General features: G+C 60.3%; 19 protein-coding genes and 2 pseudogenes. 10 read left to right on the forward strand and 11 right to left on the reverse strand.

Annotation, left to right across the window (positions count from 1 at the left end):
- Window position 1: 1 nt before the first annotated feature.
- From K408_RS0137060 to K408_RS43865, 7 genes and pseudogenes are all read left to right on the forward strand, one after another.
- On the forward strand, window positions 2-1762 hold the full coding sequence (locus K408_RS0137060) for a type IV secretion system DNA-binding domain-containing protein (protein WP_028139094.1): 1761 nt from the start codon (window positions 2-4) through the stop codon (window positions 1760-1762).
- A 162-nt stretch (window positions 1763-1924) separates the two neighbouring features.
- Complete coding sequence (gene mobF, locus K408_RS40675; protein WP_196232454.1) at window positions 1925-3328, forward strand: MobF family relaxase; 1404 nt, start codon at window positions 1925-1927, stop codon at window positions 3326-3328.
- The gene (locus tag K408_RS40680) at window positions 3246-4688 is read left to right on the forward strand and encodes an AAA family ATPase (protein WP_049820480.1); all 1443 of its coding nucleotides are present in this window, start codon (window positions 3246-3248) and stop codon (window positions 4686-4688) included. The genes mobF and K408_RS40680 overlap by 83 nt, the downstream gene beginning before the upstream one ends.
- A 58-nt stretch (window positions 4689-4746) precedes the next feature.
- Window positions 4747-4890 carry a hypothetical protein gene (locus tag K408_RS0137070; protein ID WP_245265939.1) on the forward strand — a complete coding sequence of 48 codons (144 nt, stop codon included), beginning with the start codon at window positions 4747-4749 and terminating at the stop codon, window positions 4888-4890.
- Window positions 4887-5348 (forward strand): hypothetical protein, encoded by a 462-nt coding sequence (locus K408_RS40130; protein ID WP_024342288.1) that lies wholly within the window; start codon window positions 4887-4889, stop codon window positions 5346-5348. The genes K408_RS0137070 and K408_RS40130 overlap by 4 nt, the downstream gene beginning before the upstream one ends.
- A gap of 53 nt (window positions 5349-5401) precedes the next feature.
- Window positions 5402-6160 carry a recombinase family protein gene (locus K408_RS43860; RefSeq protein ID WP_063830811.1) on the forward strand — a complete coding sequence of 253 codons (759 nt, stop codon included), beginning with the start codon at window positions 5402-5404 and terminating at the stop codon, window positions 6158-6160.
- Window positions 6127-6480: pseudogene (locus K408_RS43865) on the forward strand (recombinase zinc beta ribbon domain-containing protein); the annotation flags it as partial. The gene K408_RS43860 and the pseudogene K408_RS43865, both read left to right, overlap by 34 nt.
- 768 nt (window positions 6481-7248) lie before the next feature.
- Here the strand turns inward: K408_RS43865 and K408_RS0137085 are convergent.
- The 4 genes from K408_RS0137085 to K408_RS0137100 form a co-directional block, all read right to left on the reverse strand.
- Entirely contained in the window at window positions 7249-8322 is a 1074-nt protein-coding gene (locus tag K408_RS0137085; protein WP_024342289.1) for a relaxase/mobilization nuclease domain-containing protein, read from the reverse strand.
- Window positions 8319-8837, reverse strand: coding sequence for a MobC family plasmid mobilization relaxosome protein (locus tag K408_RS0137090; RefSeq protein ID WP_024342290.1), 519 nt, complete (start codon window positions 8835-8837; stop codon window positions 8319-8321). Before K408_RS0137090 ends, K408_RS0137085 begins: the two co-directional genes overlap by 4 nt.
- Window positions 8838-9264: 427 nt before the next feature.
- A complete protein-coding gene (locus tag K408_RS0137095; protein ID WP_024342291.1) occupies window positions 9265-10239 on the reverse strand; it encodes a ParB/RepB/Spo0J family partition protein in 975 nt (324 codons plus the stop codon).
- Entirely contained in the window at window positions 10229-10990 is a 762-nt protein-coding gene (locus tag K408_RS0137100) for a ParA family protein (RefSeq protein WP_024342292.1), read from the reverse strand. The genes K408_RS0137095 and K408_RS0137100 overlap by 11 nt, the downstream gene beginning before the upstream one ends.
- 660 nt (window positions 10991-11650) lie before the next feature.
- On the opposite strand from K408_RS0137100, the pseudogene K408_RS40140 reads away from it, so the two are divergent.
- Window positions 11651-11913, forward strand: a pseudogene (locus K408_RS40140) (WGR domain-containing protein).
- 102 nt (window positions 11914-12015) lie between these two features.
- The gene (locus K408_RS0137110; protein WP_024342293.1) at window positions 12016-12321 is read left to right on the forward strand and encodes an HU family DNA-binding protein; all 306 of its coding nucleotides are present in this window, start codon (window positions 12016-12018) and stop codon (window positions 12319-12321) included.
- Between the two features lie 18 nt (window positions 12322-12339).
- Here K408_RS0137110 and K408_RS43090 read toward each other — a convergent pair whose 3' ends face one another.
- The 3 genes from K408_RS43090 to K408_RS40145 form a co-directional block, all read right to left on the reverse strand.
- Window positions 12340-12483 carry a hypothetical protein gene (locus K408_RS43090; protein ID WP_196232455.1) on the reverse strand — a complete coding sequence of 48 codons (144 nt, stop codon included), beginning with the start codon at window positions 12481-12483 and terminating at the stop codon, window positions 12340-12342.
- Between the two features lie 61 nt (window positions 12484-12544).
- On the reverse strand, window positions 12545-12856 hold the full coding sequence (locus tag K408_RS0137120) for a DUF736 domain-containing protein (protein WP_018273795.1): 312 nt from the start codon (window positions 12854-12856) through the stop codon (window positions 12545-12547).
- 541 nt (window positions 12857-13397) lie between these two features.
- Window positions 13398-13745, reverse strand: coding sequence for a hypothetical protein (locus K408_RS40145; protein WP_024342294.1), 348 nt, complete (start codon window positions 13743-13745; stop codon window positions 13398-13400).
- 148 nt (window positions 13746-13893) lie between these two features.
- Here K408_RS40145 and K408_RS0137130 point away from each other — a divergent pair, with 148 nt between their 5' ends.
- A complete protein-coding gene (locus K408_RS0137130) occupies window positions 13894-14094 on the forward strand; it encodes a hypothetical protein (protein WP_024342295.1) in 201 nt (66 codons plus the stop codon).
- Window positions 14095-14235: 141 nt separating this feature from the next.
- Here K408_RS0137130 and K408_RS0137135 read toward each other — a convergent pair whose 3' ends face one another.
- From K408_RS0137135 to repA, 4 genes are all read right to left on the reverse strand, one after another.
- Window positions 14236-14655, reverse strand: a complete 420-nt coding sequence (locus tag K408_RS0137135) for a hypothetical protein (protein ID WP_024342296.1) — start codon at window positions 14653-14655, stop codon at window positions 14236-14238.
- 108 nt (window positions 14656-14763) lie between these two features.
- Window positions 14764-15996: a plasmid replication protein RepC gene (repC, locus tag K408_RS0137140; protein ID WP_024342297.1), complete on the reverse strand. Its 1233-nt coding sequence runs from the start codon at window positions 15994-15996 to the stop codon at window positions 14764-14766.
- 197 nt (window positions 15997-16193) lie between these two features.
- Entirely contained in the window at window positions 16194-17213 is a 1020-nt protein-coding gene (gene repB / locus K408_RS0137145) for a plasmid partitioning protein RepB (protein WP_024342298.1), read from the reverse strand.
- A complete protein-coding gene (gene repA, locus K408_RS0137150) occupies window positions 17210-18424 on the reverse strand; it encodes a plasmid partitioning protein RepA (RefSeq protein ID WP_024342299.1) in 1215 nt (404 codons plus the stop codon). The genes repB and repA overlap by 4 nt, the downstream gene beginning before the upstream one ends.
- Window positions 18425-18703: the final 279 nt, after the last annotated feature.

An 18703-nucleotide genomic window follows, 5' to 3' on the forward strand; every position in this document is an offset into this window, starting at 1 on the left:
TATGTCGGAACCTACTCATCCACTCACGCCGGTGGCGTCCCGTTCCGGTGCCGTTCTGGCAGGACTTTCATTTGCTCTGCTCGCGGCCGCAACGGCTTTCCTCATCCTGTTCGCCATTGTGCCCGCATTCTATTGGTCTACTCGCGATCAAGTTGAGTTGCCGTTCGACCTGGCGGCCATGCTGCGGTTGATCGTGATGTCCCACCATGCCGCCGCTCCTGTCCTGGTCTTGAGCGGCGAGGCAAGCGAGAGGTTGCGCGAACTGGCCACCTACGTCGCCGGTTGCTTGAATTACCCAATTGCATTTGGAAAGGCATTTTGGCGATTGCTGACCAGCATCGACATGGCGATCCAGCTCCCGCTTCGCGCGATCGGTACGGTTTTGGCGGGATGGGTCGTAGCCGTTCCAATTTATCGGCAGGTGCTTTCGCGAACCCCGAAACTGAGAAGTGCGCGTTGGATCGACGGGCCGCAGACGCTGTGGTTCGGCGCAGCGGTCGGCGCAGCGCGAAGCCGTCTGGCAGCATTGATTGCCCAGTTTCCGGATGGGGTCGAACTCGCGCCCGGTCTGCGGCTTCCCAGGCTGGCCGAACAGGAGTCGGCCTTTGCCGTCGGTCTACCGGGATCAGGAAAGACAGTGGTTGTTGAGGGTGTCGCGCGCCAAGCCATCATGCGCGGCGATCATGTTCTTCTTCTCGACGTGAAAGGCGCCCTTCACAAACGGATTACGGCTTTTGTCGACCGGAGACAAAGCGCCGCAATTGGTATTGGACGGGCTTCGTCCGTTTGGGCGATCGGCCGAGACGTCCGCTCGCCCGAAGCTGCCAGCCGCGTCGCCGCGATCATGATACCGGAATCTCGCGATCCGGTTTGGTCGGCGGCGTCCCGTTTGGTTCTGAAGGGGCTGCTCTCGAAACTGATTAGAGAGCATCGACGAAATTGGGGGTGGCGAGAGCTGCAAACCGCTATCTCGAAGCCCGTCGAAGAGATCGCCAACGATCTGCGACCGACAATGCGACAGGTCGCAGAAATGTTGCGCGGCAAGGGTGACGACCCCACCACCATGAGCCTTTCGGTGGTCTTCAATATGATCGCTCATGTCGCCGAAATCGTCGATACCTGCGCGTCCATGGAGGCAGACGGACGTCCGCGTATCTCGCTCCTGGATTGGGCGCGGAAGCGATCACGCCAGCGCATCATCGTGTTGCGGCATGACTTGTCCAACAGGGACAACTCCGAGCTGCTGTTGAGCCTGATGTTCCGGGTGCTAGCGAGCGAGCTCCTTGCTCCTGACATGGCCGACGATGTCGACCATGGCGTCTGGATCATCGCGGACGAACTTCCTCGCTTTCGGAGAGCGATGAAGGACATCATGGAGCTTGCATCCTTGGGGAGATCTCGCGGGATCCGCGTAGTCGCAACTGCACAGAGTCTCGCACAGATCGAGGAGGCCTCAACAAAGGCTGCGGCAGAAGCTCTGACGGAAAACTTCGCGACCATCGTCGTTTGCAAAGCAAGGTCTGGCAAAAGCGCAACCGAACTCTCCGAAACCTTGATGGGTATCACTACCGTCGGGATTGACCCGCCCGGCGAAGGTGACACCGAGTTGCACGACGTGCCAGCCTTGTCCGCCCACGAGATGTCTACCTGTCTGGGGCTGACGGTCGACTGGAGAGGGCGGAAGTCGATCCGCGCGTCGATCGTCGGGTTCGACAACGTCTACGTTGTTGAATGGCCGCTCGATACCTGGCAACGACTTTAGGTCCTCTTCATTGGACCATCGAGTGATATCGAAATGGCCGCCACCTCAGTGGCGGCCATTTATTTTTTTCAATCCGGGGACTCCTGAGCTTATCTCGGGGAGATGCCCGGTAGACCCCTCTCTCGGGCGCGCATGCTCGCTTGCATCATGCAGGTGAGCGAGATGGTCGCAACGGTAGCTGCCGGAACATCAGCCGAATACTACATCGCTTCGTCCGACTACTATATCGGCGGCAGCGAGCCCGCAGGTCGATGGGTAGCAGTCGGCGTCGAAATTGGCGTTGTCGTAGGGGCGATCGTCGAACGCGACCCGTTCGAACGGCTGCATGCGGCGCTTGATTTGACGGGCCGCCCGATGCTCTCAAGCCGGAGCGGGAAGAAACACGTCGGCGGATATGACATCACGTTTTCGGCGCCAAAGACGTGCTCGATTCTGTGGGCGCTTGCCGATCCGGAACTGCGGGCAAAAATCGAGGAGGCGCAGGCCAACGCTTTCGAAGTCGCCCTCAAGGCGATCGAGGCCAACGCTGCGTTCTGCCGGTTTGGCAAGGACGGTGTTCGTCGTCAGAAGGTCAAGCTGTCTGTCGCCGTGTTTCAGCACGGAGCCGCGCGTCCCGCACGGCATCGCGACGGCAAAACCTTCTCGGACTGTGCGCTTCATAGTCACGCGGTTACCTTCAACATCGCCCGCAAATACGACGAAAGTTCGGACCGTCGCGTCGACGATGAAGCGAATCAAACCGAGCAGAAGCGCCATGGAGCTCTGGATGGTAAAGCCATCTTCGCCTGGAAAATGGCAGCGGGAGCAGTCTACCACGCCCAGCTCTCCAAAAATTTTCAGAATCTTGGCTTCGCCGTCGGAGACATCGGCAAGAATGGAATCTGGGAAGTCGTCGGAATTGTTCCCCAGCTAAAATCCTATTTCTCGGCTCGTCGCGGTGAGATCGAGGAAGCACTCGACGCAGCCGGGACAGACAGCGCAAGTGCCCCCGCACTGGCCGCCGCAATTACCAAAGCGACCCGTGAGGCTAAACAGGAGCAACACCACGACCGCTTCGCATTCTGGCAGCAATGTGCCCGCGATATCGGCTTTGATCGCAACGCCGTCATTGACTCTTGCTTTGCCGCGGGTCGCGAGCAGTGTGCATCGCTTGAGAATTCCGATCGTGAGCGATTGCTCCAAGGGCGTCTCGCGGCTCTGCCGGATCGGCTTACTGAGCATGACAGCACCTTCGAACGCCGGCATCTCTACGCCGCAGTAGCCACCGCCCTTGTCGGAACCGGCGAGGGCGCGGAACGCGTCGAAACGGAGGTTAATCGCCTGGTCGCGACGAAGGCGGTTGTTACCCTCGATCGCGACGTGTGGGGGCATCAGGTCTTTACCACGCCGGAAATGCTGCGCATCGAGTCTGAAAATCGGCGAGATGGCAGCTCGGCTTTCCAAGAAATCGCCAATCGCGCCGCCCCCTACGATCGTCGCGAAGTTGATCCAGAAGTATGGGCTCAACGAGGAGCAGGCTGTTGCCGTGCGCGCGGCGACCAGCGGTGCCAGGATCACGATTCTTGAGGGCACCCCGGGCGCGGGAAAAACCACGGCTTTGGCAGCCATCACCGACGCCTGGACCGACGCCGAAGTCGGGTACCGCGTGATCGGCGCCTCCACGGCATGGAAGATTTCTCACGCTCTTCGCGATGAATTGGCGATCGATGCACGTGCAACAGACTCTTGGCTCGTGGGTGCCGAACATGGCGTTCCGTTTCTGGATAAGAACACCGTACTGATCGTCGACGAAGCCGGCCTGCTCTCCAGCCGGCAGATGCACAGCATTCTCTCGGCAGTAGAGGCCGCCGATGCCAAGGGTCTCAATCCGCATCTCGTCCTGGTTGGCGATCGCAACCAGCTACAGAGCGTCGGGGCCGGCCCTGGCTTGGCGCTCGCCGCAAATTTTTCATCGGTACAGTCAGTCACCAAGATTGTTCGACAACGTGAGCAATGGGCGCGAGATGCCGTCACTGCCTTCGGGAGGGGGGACGCCGACGAAGCGCTGGAGGCCTTTGAGCGCCGAGGCCTCCTCCACGAGGCGCTTGGTCCCAAGGCCACGGTGCGCGCGATGGTCGACGCCTGGGAAGCTCATGAGAAAGCCGCGCCTGGCCGCTCTCTTCTCATAGCCAAAACGAACGCCGAGGTACGGGCGATTTCGGCAGAGATTCGCGCCCGGCTCCGCCAGCAGAACATAATTCGCGGCGAGGACGTGACACTGAAAGCCGTTACGTCGTCGAATTCAACGGTATCACTGCCACTGACAGCCGGCGACCGAATTCGCTTCCTCACCCGCATTAAAGTCCGCGACCTTGAGACGATCAATGGCACCGAAGCAACCGTCGAGGCAATTGACGCTGCCAACGATGGACGCGTCGACATTGCAGTTCGCACTGATGCAGGCCGCTTCACATTCTCCACAGATGAGATTGCCGACGGCGAGGGTCGCGTCAAGCTCACACACGCTTACGCGACGACGATCTATGGCGCACAAGGCTGCACCACAGACCGTGCAATCGCATGGTTGTCGCCCGACATGGATCGTCATTCGATTCTGGTTGCGTCGAGTCGGGCGCGCAACGCAACCGACCTTTTTTGCGATCGCAAATCGCTGGATGCCCGTATTAGGGCAGAGTTGCCTCTTTCGGAGCGGGGCAAAGCGAACGAAATCGGCGCGGTGGCGCGGCGAACCTACCTGGCAAGCCGACTTGCTCGCTGCGGCTTCAAGCGCTCGTCGCCGGACATCCTGGTAGACGCACAGACGCGTGGCGGCGAGCAGCAGCGCCGGGAGACGCATCGTTCGCCATCCGAATTGGCAACAACCGAGGTGGCCGGCGATCGCGATTGCAAACATCGCAAGAAGCGTGAGCTCGACCATGAGCTCTAGCTGTCCTCCGTCAAAGCCCCGGCCCTCCGATCCGGAATTCTGGACCGTGGAGAACGAGTTGCCCGATCCGATTCCGGTCTCGAAGGCCGAGTTGGACGTGGTCGAGCGATATTTCAGCGACCTGCTCGACGCCGTCTTCGAACCCCAACCCCGAACGATGCCGGCGGTAGCCACGGCATATCAAAAAGGAGACAAACGATGACCATCCGCCCGTTCTACGAACCCCGCATGCTGGAAATGCGGTTGGAGGAATACGCAAACATCGCCATCGACGGCGGGCTCTGGCTCGTTGGGGAGGTGCTGGCGCAGCGTCCCTCGATGAGCGATGATTTCGTCCCCGATCCCCGCTACCTCTACAAGCCCCGGGATCTGGACGCGGCGATCATCGAGCTTCGCGCGAGCAACGAGGACCTGCGTCACCGGATCTTCATCGCGGGATTCCTGAGGCTGCCGGACAACGGCGCGCAGGCGACGTTCCGGCGCTTGCTCGTGAAGCACGCCGAGATGCTGCATGAGGCGCTCCGCTTCGAATGGACGCGCCGGTGTGACAAGACGATCGGAGGCCGCAAACCATCAGGCAAGCTCGTCAGGGTCGACCTGTACGAGAAATTGAGGGCTACAACCGCAGGCAAAGAGTTGGCGATCGAGGTCAAGAAATAGTTGTTGCAGATGCTTGTAGAGCTGCGAGACTCAGGAGCGAAAGGCTTGATGACATGAGTAAGCACGCGCGTAAATCGAACAGCGCAGTCGACGCCAATTCGTCCCGAGTGGCCTTCTACTTGCGCGTCTCGACGGATCGACAGGCGAAACACGATCTCTCGATTCCAGATCAGCGCGCCCAATTGCGCGCATGGTGTGAGGCTAGAGGTCATCAAGTTGTCGGGGAGTTTATCGAAGCCGGCGCATCGGCTACCGACGACAAACGCCCAGTTTTCCAACAGATGATCGAACGCGCCTGCGACGGTGAGCATGCATTCGACCTGATCGTCGTGCACAGCTATAGCCGCTTCTTCCGCGACGCCTTCGGACAGGAATTCTACCTGAGGAAGCTGGCGAAGCATGATGTAAAGCTAGTTTCGATTACCCAACCGCTCGGCGACGACGACGATCCCGTGCAGGCCATGATGCGTAAAGTCATCGCGCTATTCGACGAGTATCAGTCCAAGGAAAATGCCAAACATGTCATCAGGAACATGAAGGCAAATGCTCAACATGGCTTCTGGAATGGCTCGCCAGTGCCGTTAGGCTATGTTCTGGTCGAGGTAGAGAAGCGCGGCACGAAGATCAAGAAGACGCTCGCAATCGATCCGGTCGATGCAGAAACGGTCCAGCTTATCTTCAAGCTCTACCTCTACGCGATGGCTCCTCGGGGGCACTCGGCGTCAAGGAAGTCGTCAAATGGCTCAATAGCCACGGGTACCGCACCAGGAAGGGTAAGACGTTTGGCACCGGCACGATCTACAAGATCCTGACGAATACCACCTACGTTGGCGAGTGGAAGTTCAACCAGATGTCTTCACGGACCGGCAAACGCAAGCCGGACGACGAGGTCATCACGACCGCTGTTCCCGCGATCATCGAGCCCCACGTCTTCGAACAGGTCCGCCGACAACTTCATGCGCGGAGCCCGAAGGTGGTGGCACCGCGCGTGACGACTGGTCCGATCTTGCTCACGGGGTTGGCCGTCTGCGCGACTTGTGAAGGAGCCATGACGTTACGGACCGGAACCTCGAAGACCGGACGCGTCCATCGGTACTATTCCTGTTCGACCTGTAACCGAAAAGGAAAGACGGCTTGCAAAGGTCGGTCGGTCCGAATGGAAAAGTTGGACGAATTGGTCACCACGCAACTGGCTGAACGATTGTTCCAGCCAGAGCGACTGGCAGCGATCCTTTCGTCGTTATCGGCGCGTCGCGCAGAAAAGGCGGACGCCGTGAATGCGCGTATCGCGGCGCTCCAGCGCGAACTCAGCGATGCCGACGAAAAACTTGGGCGCCTTTACAAGCTCATCGAAGAGGGGGTCACGGAGATCGACGATGTCCTCAAGGACCGCTTGAATGTTCTGAAGGCGGATCGTGATCGCTCAAAGGCTGCACTAGAGCGGGCCAAGTCACACTCATTAAACGTAATTCAAATTGATCCCGCGTTGCTTGAGAAGTTCGGCCGCACCATGCGGGAAAACTTCACCTCCGGGTCCATCCCATTCCGGAAAGCCTACCTACAGTCGCTCATCAGCGTAATTGAAGTCGACGACACCGCGATCCGGATCAAGGGCAGCAGGGATGTGCTCGAAAAGGCGGTTTTGGCCAGCCGAAATGGGGCCATTCCGGGTTCGCAGATGAGTACTGGGTGGCGCTCCCTAGGGGAATCGAACCCCTGTTTCAGCCTTGAGAGGGTTATGTCAATCCGATTGATGATCATCGTGCGAGCATTCCGCGATGGAGATTTACGGACATGGTTTCGCCTGCCTAACTTTAGCGCCCTGGAACAGCAACTGGGATATAGTTCCGGGCGCCTCGATCCTCCGGGAGATTCGGGCCTGATGAACCTCCGGGTCAGCTTATCTGGCCCGCTCATCACCTCGTGTTTCGTCGCGCCCATCGGCATCGACGCCCTGATCCGCGTCGCGGCGCCGGCTATTGGCAAGCTCCGCAAGCTCATTCTTCAACGCATGCCGGCGCGTCTCGACAGCGGGCATGTCTTTGACGAATTGCCGAACTTGGCGAGCCAACTCGCGATCTACTGGCGCTTCAGAGCGCTGTAGTTCGGCGGCATAATCGAGATATCGACGCCGGATCACGTCCTGACGGGACTTAATTTGTTCGTCCCAGGGGTTTTTGGCGGTCCTGCCACCCCTCACCTCCGAAAGCACCTTGTCACGGGCGAGCCGATCGACATTGGGCGTGACCTTTCGCTTGCGCATCGCGAGGACCGCCCCGCGATCGGCCTTTCTCACCTGTCCGCGGGTTCGCCGCGGCGTCGCCTCCGCCGCGATCCCGCGAAGCTGGAGTTCGCCAGCAAACCGCTCCCGCCAGGCCTGAAGATCCGCCTTGCGGGGGTTGAGGCGCCTGCCGTCATGGCCGAACGACCGAACGGTCAAGTGCACATGGGGATGCTTGTCGTCGAGATGCTGGACAAAGACGTAGTCGTGATTGTCCCCGAACGTCTCGATGGCGAATGCCCGCGCTGAATCCTTAACGGCGACCGTATCGGTTCCGGCCGGCATTGACAGAATAATGTTGATCGAAAGCGATCCGTCACGGCGGCGCTTGTCGTCGAGGCCGGCATCATCCTCCCAGCGTTGCTGCAGGTCCTTCAATCCGGAACGACCCGCCAGTGTCGCGCCCTGCTCTGTTTCCGCATCGAGCTCACCGTTTCGCGTGATGTATGCAAGGTGCGACTTGAGATGCGCTACGCTCTTTGTGCGACCGGTGATCTTGACCATCACCTCTGGTGCTCGGCGCACGATGCGTTCGAGCTTTGCACGCATCGCCGGCGTCAGGAGGCCCGGAGCGCCCGGATCTGGGATATCCCACTCGGCCCGCCGCGGGCGCCGATTGGGCGTTTCCCAGACATACGAGATCGGCGGAAGTTCGGAGGTCAGGTCGGTCGGCCGCGGCGAGCGCCGGCTCATGACTGTCCATTCCAATAGTCGGCATTGCCGTGCAGCGCGCTACGCAATTGCGCCAGCTCTCTTTCGATGACCAATGTGGCCTCTTGAATTGCGGACAGATCGGGCTCAACCGCCCTGCCCTGCAGCACGCTGGTGTTTGCGGCGCGTGCGATCTGGTTGATGTTGCCGCCAATCCGGTTGAGTTCGCGAACGATCGCGCGAAGCGCGGCATGCTCGTCCGGGGAATGCTGAACGGGCGACGCCAACCGCGAGCGCACCAGCGCGACGATCCAGCCGGTTCGGGTCATGCCACGCTGATGTGACACTTCAGCAAGCTGCCGCATCTCGCTCTCACGAAATCGCACGGTCACCTTCTCCCGTCGCCCGACGGGCAACGCCAAGATGCGCGGCGCTGGTGCGGCTAGTGCATCAGCGATCAGACGTCGCAGCAGCGCGGATTTGCCACCCTGTGTCGCTGCAAGAACTGAGAACTCCGCCGCGACTTGGTCGGAGACGCGAAGCGAGATCAGAGCCATGCACGCCAATCCCAATCGCGATGTAATACATCGCTGGCGCGAAGCCTATCCTGCACTAGAAAACGCGAATCCTTCCACCCCCTCGATGTTGGTTCAAACCAACAGGCTCGACATTCAACCCGCGGGTGTTGCTGCAACTGAGACCCACCCCAGCCGACGATCGATGCGAAGAATTCCTCTGGGAATGACGCAGCCGGCTCCACCCCCAGTGCTTCCACTCCACGAACACCGCGCGTGGAGATCGGCAACATTGGCACCGAGCATGTGGGCCGCGGCTTTCCAGCAGCCTCCGGCCTCTCTACAGCGCTGTGGGGGGCGCGTTCGGCCTCCGGCTGCTGCGCTAACGCGCCATCCTTCGGATGGGAAATCCGCTCCGCCGGCGCACTAACTGTAGCAATGTTTCTGCGGAGACTCTTTAAGACCAGCTTCATGCGAAAAAGACCTCTTCGATTGTGATGGTCGATGTTGGAACCTCTTCCGCTTCGTCTGCGCCATCCATCAGCAGCACGGCATGACGTGAGCCTTGAGAGGCTGGTCGATCGACCAGAAGACAGCCCGTGCGATCCTGGTGACGGACTCTGATCGTCAGTGATGGGCTCATTGTCTCGTTTCGACGAACCGACGAGTGAGGGCGCCTTTCCGCGCTCGGTATTACAGGGTCCGTCTCTGTCGATCGCAATGCCACCCGCGGCCGACTTCGTTCTGCTTGAGCTCCAGAGGCACCTTCGCAATCAGCATGCGAACCGCGGCCTTCAGTCCGAATTTTATGAGCCAGCTGACGTGCGTGTGCATCGGTAAAACTCTCCTGCGCTGCGCATAAGGTCTCGATGGCGTTGGGCTGTTCGCGCCACGCTTGGAAGAGTTCATACACAGCACGGATTGACGAGCCGGCAAGCTTCGACCGGAGGAACTCCGGCATGCTCTGGACCGAGGCGTAGCGAGAAACCCAGTCCCTGGGCTTGCCGAGCTTGCGCGAGATGTCGGCCTGGCTATCGCCTAGCTCCAGACGGCCCGCGATGAACGCCGCAATTTCGGTGGCATTGAGGTCATGGCGCTGGATATTCTCGATCATCTGGACATAACGATCCGCAGAACCAACGGCCTGAATGAAAGCCGGGATGTCACGGAGCCCGGCGCGCTTGGCCGCACGATACCGCCTCGCACCCATGACGATCACGTACCGGCCTTCCTCGGTCGCTTGCCGCAGCACGATCGGTTGCAGCACGCCATGCTGAAGGACCGATTCCGCAAGCTCCTCGATCTTCTGCTCGTCGAAGCTGCGACGCGGCTGATCCGGGTCTTCGTCAATACGATCGATGGCGATGGAGGTGGGCTGCCCGGTTGGGGCGGCAACATCCTCCGCGGCATCAATGAGCTGCTTAAAGCTGAGATCAAGCGCCATGTGCCGTCTCGTCCATCTGCGCGACGATCTTGGCGAGAACATCGCGGATTTCCCGACCAGCCTCTTGCGCAGAGCGGCGCTTCAGCTTCCAGACCGGCAGACGTTCCGCGACGGCCTCAGCGTAGCCGTCTCTTGCAACGATCTGGCCCGGGAACACATATTTGCCAGCCTCGCGCAGGAGCTGCTCAAGATGCGTCCTTTGCCGGGGCGATTTCGTGTTGAAGTTCGAGGGCAGCAACCCGAGGAACTTCGTATCCTGGCGGCCATAGCGCCTCTGCACGCCGATCACGGTCTGCATTAGACCTTTGACTCCCTTGATCGAATAGTCCTCCAGATAGATGGGGGCCAGCACGTGCGACGCCGCAACCAAACAGCCGACACTGCGCAGCCCAAGCGATGGCGGCGTATCGATGACGCAGGCATCGAACTGATCCGACGCGATGGCGAGGTTTTCTTGCAGAGTCGTTATGGCGGCCGCATTGCTGCGATCGAGATCAGTCAGAGAGCTATCGGCCGGCGCGAGCGTCAGGCCTTCTTCTTCCCGAGGCACAATCCGTATCCCCGGTTTGAACAAATCCGCGGCCAACGTTGAACCGGCATACTGCCTTAACGTATCGGACGCATTGCTCTGCGCATCAACGTCGATGACTAGTACACGGAGGTGCGCTTCCGCCATGAACCAAGCCAAATGCACAGCAAGCGTCGTCTTGCCGACCCCGCCTTTTTGATTGTTGATGACAATGGTCTTCATCTTGAGGCCCGAAATGGGTCTAGCGGCGTGGGAGTCATGTCCTTGTCCTCATGTCGGGGGATGTTGGTTTGAACCAACAGACGATTGCGAATCCGACCACCGGAACGATCCCGAAATTCATCCGGCGAATCTCCTGCCAGAAGAGTCAGGTCAGCCCATAGCCGTCGAGGGAACAAATTCCGGAAAGCGAGACTGGAAATCGTGCTGGTTGCTGGACGACTGCTGTCGACACGGTCGCGAGAGGATCGTCACGCGAATGCGCGGAGACCGCTTGCGGGCTCCGGGAGCGTCGCCGCGGCGGCGCGAGTAGAGCCGTCCCGAAGGGGCTCGCCCAACCGCCCACTGCTGCAAGAGTGGATCCCGTGGATGCGAATTCTTCTGTGCGACGGCTATCTACATCGAGGAGAATACATTCCACCGAGCAAGTCGTGTCGCCGGCGCAAGCTCGTCTATGGCCGGCTGTTGCGATAAAGACGGCCGCAATTACAAGCCAAGCATTGCGACGGGCGTCCCGGCAGCGAGTCACTGTTGAGGAAAGGTTTAGCCGGCAAGGTTCGCGGCAACCTCCGGCGCAATTGACCCATCGATAAAATGATGGATCTGCCCGGTCGATTCATAAAACTCATTGGACGGCGCCTGCTAAGGAGCAAGAATCCGCCCATGCCGAAATCGCAACCAGAACCGCTTCATCAGCGCCGCATCGATGCCGGGCGCAATATGCGGCGGTTTTATGCATTGTCCACGCAGCCGACCCTGTTCGGAGAATGTCGCTGATCCGCAATTGGGGCCGGATCGGCACGAACGGCAAGACCATGATGCAGACCTTCGATGGCACTGCGAAGGCTGTCGAAGCATTCGGACGGCTGGAGCGCGCCAAGCGAAGGCGCGGTTATGCTGCAGTCGACGAAAAGCTGTCACGGTAGGCAATTTCTCGGGGATTACGGCTCTGGCCGTGATGCCGGCTCTATCTGTCCCACAGCCTTGATGTCAGACGAGCAAAATCGAAACTAGACGGAGCTCGTCCCATGACGACTGCCAACGAGATCGCGGAAACGATCGCAGCCGAGAACGACCTGACAAAGGCTCAGGCGAAAACGATCGTCGATAGCGTGTTCAAGGCGATCGCTGATGCGGCCGTAACCGGAGCCGAGACGAGCCTTCCCGGGTTTGGCAAGTTCAAGGTCAAGGATAGCCCCGCGCGTGAGGGCCGCAATCCGTCGACGGGCGCAACGATTGCGATCGCAGCTTCCAGGAAGCTGACGTTTACACCTGCTAAAGCCGTGAAAGATGTTCTGAACGGAGGAGCGGCCCCAAGCGACGGTGTGTCGTAAGACGCAAGACGAGGGGGCTTATGCCCTCTCCTCGGCCGCGAGCGCTTCGTCGCGTTGGCGGATGAGCTCGGCCAATTCGAGTTCGAGCGCCTTGCGCTCCGCCGGCGTGAATACGCAGTCGCGCAGCTCGGCGCGCAACTCTTCAATGGTGTCGATGGTCATGATCGCATCTCCAGTCGAAGGGAGCGGGCCCCGCCTCGCGGCGGAGCCCACTGGCTGAGCCTCAGTCCCGGTTGGGCCGGGACCAGATCAGCTGGAGACCTTCCGCACCTTCGACCTCGGTCAGGGTGGCGTAGATCGGGGCGGGGAAGCTCGGATCGTCCAGCTTGACGGAGAGGTAGTCGCGCTCAGTGTCCTTGGCGGTCTTCTGCCAGGCAGCACCCAGCTCGACGTTGCCTGAGTAGATGCGGAAGTGCGGTCCCTTGTCGGAAGGGTTCTCGACGCGGATCAGCTTGGCCTTGACGTTGAGGTTGAGCGTCTTGATCGCGCCGGAGAAGCCATTGCCGGTGGAGGTGAAGGTGCCGATGGTAGCCATTGTCTCATTCCCTTTGTTTTCTCGGGCCGCGCCTATCGCGACCTCGATGGCGGTCGTGAGACCGGAGGCGATCGACCTGCACCCAAAGGGCCGAAATGAAATGGAGGGCGGCCGGCAGCGACTTTCTTGGACCGCGAGGAATGGCGCGCAGCGCCAGGGGAAGAAAGTCGAGGACGGGCGTTGCAGGGATAAGATCGAGAGCCCGCAAAGCGGGATCGCCCTTCGGTCAGACCAGCCTCTATCGAGGACGCAGATGGGTGCGCCCGTCGCGAAAACACATGGAATGAAGACGGACGGCCCTATGCGCCATTCGGATCAAGGCAACGAGCGTCGCAGCGAAACGTCGTTCACCGTAAGCAGGCCACATAAGAGCCGGGTCATCACCTACCAGGGAAACTATCGCTGTCAGCAACGTCGGCGCACCTGTCGAAGCGGCCATCGCAAGATCGATAACGAGGCTGCCCACGTTCTCGCCATGCGGATGCAACCCGGTCCTCCGCATCCGTGCGACCGACACGCCCTGCGAGGCGTGAAACAGATGCTAGCGTCGGTGGACGGGCCGGCCGCCGAGTCCGGGACGATTCCGCCGGCACGCGCGATGGAACGCAGCTTGGCGTGCCGGTTGCAACGCCACAGCATTGGTGCGGGTTGTGAGCACGATCGAAGTCGACAGCGATCCGGCTGCCGGGCTCGATTTCGATCGGACGCTATTTGGCCGGTGCCGCAGCGGGCTGTCCGCCCACTTCCGAGCGGCGGGGTCGCGCAGCGGATCGTCCTCGCAGGCCACGCAGACGTAGCGCGGCTGGCCAGGCGCGACGTCGTCGGGCATCGCCGTCATCGGCTTCCCGCACTTCGGGCACAGCTTCCGGCTCGGGTAGAGCGGAGTCATGTTTTTTTCCTGCCGCGACCAGCTTAGTTCCCGGTGCGCCGCGAGCACAAGTAGATCGCCGAAACTTGTCCGCATGCACCAGAGCGCTTGACGCGGAACGCGTCTCGCACTGAAATCCGGTTTTCAGTGATGTTGCGGGGGTGGCGTCGTGGAAGAATTTTACAGGGGCTTCGCGCAGCGGGCGCGCGATCTGGCCGAGAACGCGGACCCGTTCACCAAGCGGCGGCTGCTCGACCTGGCCCAACGATACGATCTCAAGAGCAGACCGGGAGCCCCGGGCGGTCGGACCCTCCCGCCGCCGCGCGCGACGCCACCGACGGCGCTGTTTTCCGGCTCCGGCGAAGCTTAAGACTAGTCGGAGCGCGGCCCGGTCGTCGGTTTTCTATGTGTTCATCGACCGGTCCGGGTGTCGGCCACCCGCGGTCGCGGTGCTCGCGTTATCACAAGCTCACCCGTGCAGCATGAAACCGCGCACGCGCGCCGCGAAGGATCATCGCCTGCGCCGCGCGATCTCGTCAGCGACCATGCCCTCCGCCCGCACCAGCCGCTCATGCAGGGTCTCGAACATATCGAGGATGTCATCATTGGGTTCATTCTTGCCCTGCTCGATGGCTTCGGCGACGAGCTCATCGAGGGGCGTCTCCTTCAATTGGCCTTTCTCCAGAAGCTCTTCAAACAGACTATCGCCGCTCGGCTGCGGTTGCATGTGACCGTCGGAGTTGCACCAGACGGTGAATGTCTGTTGTCCCAGAACGGCGTGCTCGACCATCTCCGCATCCAAAGGAATCAGCGTCCCCCAGGCCTCGCCCGCCTCGTCCGCGAACCCCGCCACGTACATCCGTTGCTCCGCAGCCCCTTCATCACGAGGCTGGAGGAACGGCGTGAGGACGATTGGAGGGTGTTTTCCCATGACGATCTCTCCGAACGACTTTGCATCGACACAGCGCAGCAGCTGGGTCAGTGCGGGTATTTTCGATCACACGAAAAAGGCAAGGTCTGGGAACGGCGCCTCATCGTCTCACGCTCGCTGCTTGTCTCGCCGGCGAGAATTGATCTGCGCCATCAGTATCGGGCCAAGCGAAAATTCGCCGACCTCGGCTTTTCGCGTCAGACCGCGTAGATAACCGCCGGCGGAATTGATCGCCGTCCCGCGCTGCAGGATACACGCGACGACGATGGCTGCGGGCACCTCGCCCATAACCTTTTGCGCCTCCTCCCAAGCGCTCGGGCTGATGCCCAGCATCGATCGCACAACGGCCGCGGTAGCGAGGAAATCGCGCCAGTTCGAAACCCCGCCCTTCGCATAATCGACGATGTCCGGACACGCACTCAGGACCATTCCTAACGGATACGATCCCTCCCCGACTCGCGATGGTTGAGGTTTGGGCTCAGCTCTCGCCGCCCTGCCTTCTCGAAGGACAGGTTCAAGTTCAATAGGGGCGTCTGGATTTGAATTCTGTATGTGGCGCTCAGAATGGGACTCATTGGCGCTCGGATTCTTGGATTTGATGTGTGCTTCCAGAAGATTGAGCACGTCGTCGGCGAGCTGAGACAACTCGTCGGCGATCGGCTCAAGCTCCTGGCGCGTAGCCGTGCGCGGAATCTGGTCGACGATCGCGCGGAAGGCGGCGTGCACGACCTGCCAATCGGCAGGCCCCTGCCCTCCTCTTCGCGTCGGGACGGCTTCCTCGATGCCAGTTGCAATCATCTTCGCGATGTCGCGCCGGCACAGCGTAATGCGCTCTCGTACGAGCTTGAGTGCGCGGGCCTCGGCTTCGATATCGGCCGCCAGGCTCTCGAACTCCTCTGACCGCACGACCAGCGGCGACAGATCGAAGCCGAAGGCGAGCTCGATTTCGCCGGCGTCGTCCTTCCGCGCATACCGCTTGCCATTGGGACTGTCGCGCCGAACGATCAGCCCGGCGTCGACCAGCACAGCGAGATGACGCCGCAGCGTCGATGCCGGCATGCCGTGCGCTCGCCGAGTGAGTTGATGGTTCGAGGGGAAGACGATCAGATCGTCCTCCCCTGTCAGGGCGGTTTCGGGATGGAAGGTCAGCAGCGCATTCAGTACCGAGAGGGAGCGCTCCGACACGCCTAGGCGCGGCCGTGCCGTGCAGATGGCGTGGAAGATCTTCCACTTGTGCACGATCTTTTCGGGAGGACGTTCGGTTGTGACCATCTGGCTTGCCACATGGGCAAGCGTCAGCGATCGCCGCCCAAAGGGCGTCGTTGGAGAGTGTGACTGCATGTCTTTGCCTCAGCTGGGCAAAGAAAACCTGCTCGCCGAAACGGCGATAAAATCGCGTGGAAACTCTTGACTGCGATTCGCGAAAGTGATTCTCTGTCAGTCGCCAAACTTGAAGAGAAGGCTTCCGGAACTCCGTTTCGGGGGCCTTTTTTCTTTTCCCTTGTCTGCTCCTGGTTCGTGTTTACGGGACGAGGCCGTCAGGCCTCGGTAGTTTCCTGGCCGCCACTCGTCTTGGAAAAGGCGTCGAAGATGGCCGGGAGTTGGTCCACAAGAAATGCCGCGAATGTCGCCGAGACATTCTTGTCGATGGTAAGCTTCAATTCGCGCTCGACCTGACGCACGTGCGCAATCTTGTCCCCGGATGCGGAAAAGACTGGCTTCTCTTCCGATGGCTTCGATGTCCCCGCGGGAGATGGACGGCTTGCTGCTGAGAATGCTGCGAGAAATCGCGCGTCGGTTTCCCGCTCTGCAAATTTCGGGTCAGCGATCACCGCTCTGACACGTTTGAGCGACGCGGCATCCTTGAGTAATTCAGCGAAGGACTGCCAGCGGCCGCGGCCAACTTTCGGAGCCTTCCCGATTGCTCGAACGACTTCGGGTGGAACCGACCGAGCGACGGCAAGGAGTTTCGAAGCCTCAGCCCGATCGATCGACAACGCATCCTGCACGATTGACCGGCTATGCCCGGCATCTTCGATATGCATCGCGAAGCTGGCGCGCTCAATGAAACTCAAATCCTCGCGCGGTGCGTTCTCGAGTCCTTGCGCCACGACAAGGGCTTCATCTGACAGCGATCGCAGGATCGCTTTGACGGAAATACCCAATTCGCGCGTGGCGCGGACGCGGCGATGACCATACGCGCTTTGATAGCGCCCTTTTGCTTCAGGATGCTCCCGAACGAGAATGGGCACCTCTTGGCCACGCTGTGCTATCGACTGTTTGAGTGCTTCGAACGAGCTATCATCATTGTCGCGAAACCGGTCGGACAGGGGTGATGGATCAATAAGCGAAGGGTCGATTTCAAGGATCACAGCCCCAGACGCGATTCTTTCGCGAAGCTCCTCGTTCTCCTTCTCGACTTCGGAAAAAGAATCCTTCAACGAGCGGACCGAGCCCGACGAGACCCGCGGCAAGGCAGCGGGCACGTTGTCAGCTGACAACGTGCTTGATTGCGGGGCCGTGAAAAGGCTCTTGATAGTGTCAGTACGTTTGCTCATCGACCCCACACCTTCTTAAGAAGTTGCGCGATTTCGGCATTGACCGCGTCGACTGATTCCAACGCGCGGTCGTAGGCGCCCCGCCCTACCGCGCCGCGCTCCAGCTCATAAAGTGATTGCTTGGTGAGGCCAGCATTGGCGATTGCAGTCGATTTCCAAACAGTGGCCTGGAGCACATCCGATCCAAAGAGATTACGAAGGAGGGCCACGATTTGAGCTTCGGGCACGTCGTTGGGATCATGACGCGTGATGACGTACCGGATGAAGTCGTGGTCGAGTCGCCCGCCGGCTTCCTCGATGACGGACATGAGATCCGACGTCATGAGGAGAAATTGGCTCATGGATGCGACATCGACCATCTGCGGATGGATGGTCACGAGCATCGCGGTGGCCGCGTTTAGCGCGCCCATGGTCAGGTAACCAAGTTGGGGTGGGCAGTCGATAACGACGACATCGTAGTCGTCGGCAACCTGGTCGATGGCGCTGGCGACTCGGCGAAAGAACAGGTCGTGTCCGCGTTCACGCCGCTCGATCATTGCGCGAGGCGTGTGGTGCTCGAACTCCATCAGCTCAAGATTGCCCGGAACAAGACCTATCCCGTCAAAGTAGGTCGGCCGGACGATGTCGCGCATCGGCCGGCGGTGCTCGTCATACCGGATGGCACCGTAGAGAGTTTCATTCGCCCCAATATCAAACTCGGGCTGGTACCCGAACATCGCGGAGAGCGACGCTTGCGGATCGAGGTCAATGGCAAGGACCCGAAAGCCGGCAAGGGCGAGGTATTGGGAAAGATACAATGCCGTCGTCGTCTTGGCGGACCCGCCCTTGAAGTTGGCGACGGTGATAATTTGGAGCTTGTCGCCCGGCTGGCGGCGCGGGAGAAATTCCGACGCTTCTCGGGGCCGCGCCGTCGCTAGATACGCGCGCAGCTCATGAATCTGAGCCAGGGTATAGGATCGGCGGCCCCCAAGTCCGGTCGCTGGGGTCGGTCCAAGTCCGTCGAGGGAGAGCTGTCGGAGATAACCATCGGAGACGCGGACAATTCGCGCAACCTCCCCTGAGGAGAACGAGCGGAGAGACTTACTGGCTGAAGGCGGGAAAAGCGTTGTCGCCAGCGAGCGAAGCTGGCCGGAAAGAATGCCGGCGTGCCGGGTGATCCGGGCAGACGCAGTCTCGCTCATGGTAAGTGAATCTTCCGCTAAGCTCGGCATTTGCTTTCTCAAGACGGTTTCTGCGCGTCAGACGCCTGATCTCCGTCTTGAGAGATGGCCACGATTCTATGATTTGAGCAAGAATTAAAGGGTTAACGAGTTGTTAACGCCCAATGGCGCGCTGCCCACAAGCAATGGCGCTTTTCGGTGCATCGTGCGGCTGTTGTCAGCTGACAACAAAGCCTCCAGCGACCGGGCGGAACTCTACTTTAGCATGAGTCGGCGCCCCCCCGCTCCCTCCGCTGCATCGAAAGGTGCAACCATGGTGCGTCTTCTCGA

The organism is Bradyrhizobium sp. in8p8 (genome assembly GCF_000426845.1).
In the GTDB taxonomy this organism is placed as follows: Bacteria; Pseudomonadota; Alphaproteobacteria; order Rhizobiales; family Xanthobacteraceae; genus Bradyrhizobium; species Bradyrhizobium japonicum_C.

Bases quoted from the DNA above. Each gene is read 5' to 3' on its own strand.
- repA (WP_024342299.1), bottom strand. From the start codon at position 18,424: ATGCCGAGCTTAGCGGAAGATTCACTTACCATGAGCGAGACTGCGTCT.
- K408_RS40130 (WP_024342288.1), top strand. From the start codon at position 4,887: ATGACCATCCGCCCGTTCTACGAACCCCGCATGCTGGAAATGCGGTTG.
- repB (WP_024342298.1), bottom strand. From the start codon at position 17,213: ATGAGCAAACGTACTGACACTATCAAGAGCCTTTTCACGGCCCCGCAA.
- K408_RS43090 (WP_196232455.1), bottom strand. From the start codon at position 12,483: ATGACCATCGACACCATTGAAGAGTTGCGCGCCGAGCTGCGCGACTGC.
- K408_RS43860 (WP_063830811.1), top strand. From the start codon at position 5,402: ATGAGTAAGCACGCGCGTAAATCGAACAGCGCAGTCGACGCCAATTCG.
- K408_RS0137120 (WP_018273795.1), bottom strand. From the start codon at position 12,856: ATGGCTACCATCGGCACCTTCACCTCCACCGGCAATGGCTTCTCCGGC.
- K408_RS0137085 (WP_024342289.1), bottom strand. From the start codon at position 8,322: ATGAGCCGGCGCTCGCCGCGGCCGACCGACCTGACCTCCGAACTTCCG.
- K408_RS0137100 (WP_024342292.1), bottom strand. From the start codon at position 10,990: ATGAAGACCATTGTCATCAACAATCAAAAAGGCGGGGTCGGCAAGACG.
- repC (WP_024342297.1), bottom strand. From the start codon at position 15,996: ATGCAGTCACACTCTCCAACGACGCCCTTTGGGCGGCGATCGCTGACG.
- K408_RS40145 (WP_024342294.1), bottom strand. From the start codon at position 13,745: ATGACTCCGCTCTACCCGAGCCGGAAGCTGTGCCCGAAGTGCGGGAAG.
- K408_RS0137135 (WP_024342296.1), bottom strand. From the start codon at position 14,655: ATGGGAAAACACCCTCCAATCGTCCTCACGCCGTTCCTCCAGCCTCGT.
- K408_RS0137060 (WP_028139094.1), top strand. From the start codon at position 2: ATGTCGGAACCTACTCATCCACTCACGCCGGTGGCGTCCCGTTCCGGT.
- mobF (WP_196232454.1), top strand. From the start codon at position 1,925: ATGGTCGCAACGGTAGCTGCCGGAACATCAGCCGAATACTACATCGCT.
- K408_RS0137095 (WP_024342291.1), bottom strand. From the start codon at position 10,239: ATGGCGCTTGATCTCAGCTTTAAGCAGCTCATTGATGCCGCGGAGGAT.
- K408_RS0137090 (WP_024342290.1), bottom strand. From the start codon at position 8,837: ATGGCTCTGATCTCGCTTCGCGTCTCCGACCAAGTCGCGGCGGAGTTC.
- K408_RS0137110 (WP_024342293.1), top strand. From the start codon at position 12,016: ATGACGACTGCCAACGAGATCGCGGAAACGATCGCAGCCGAGAACGAC.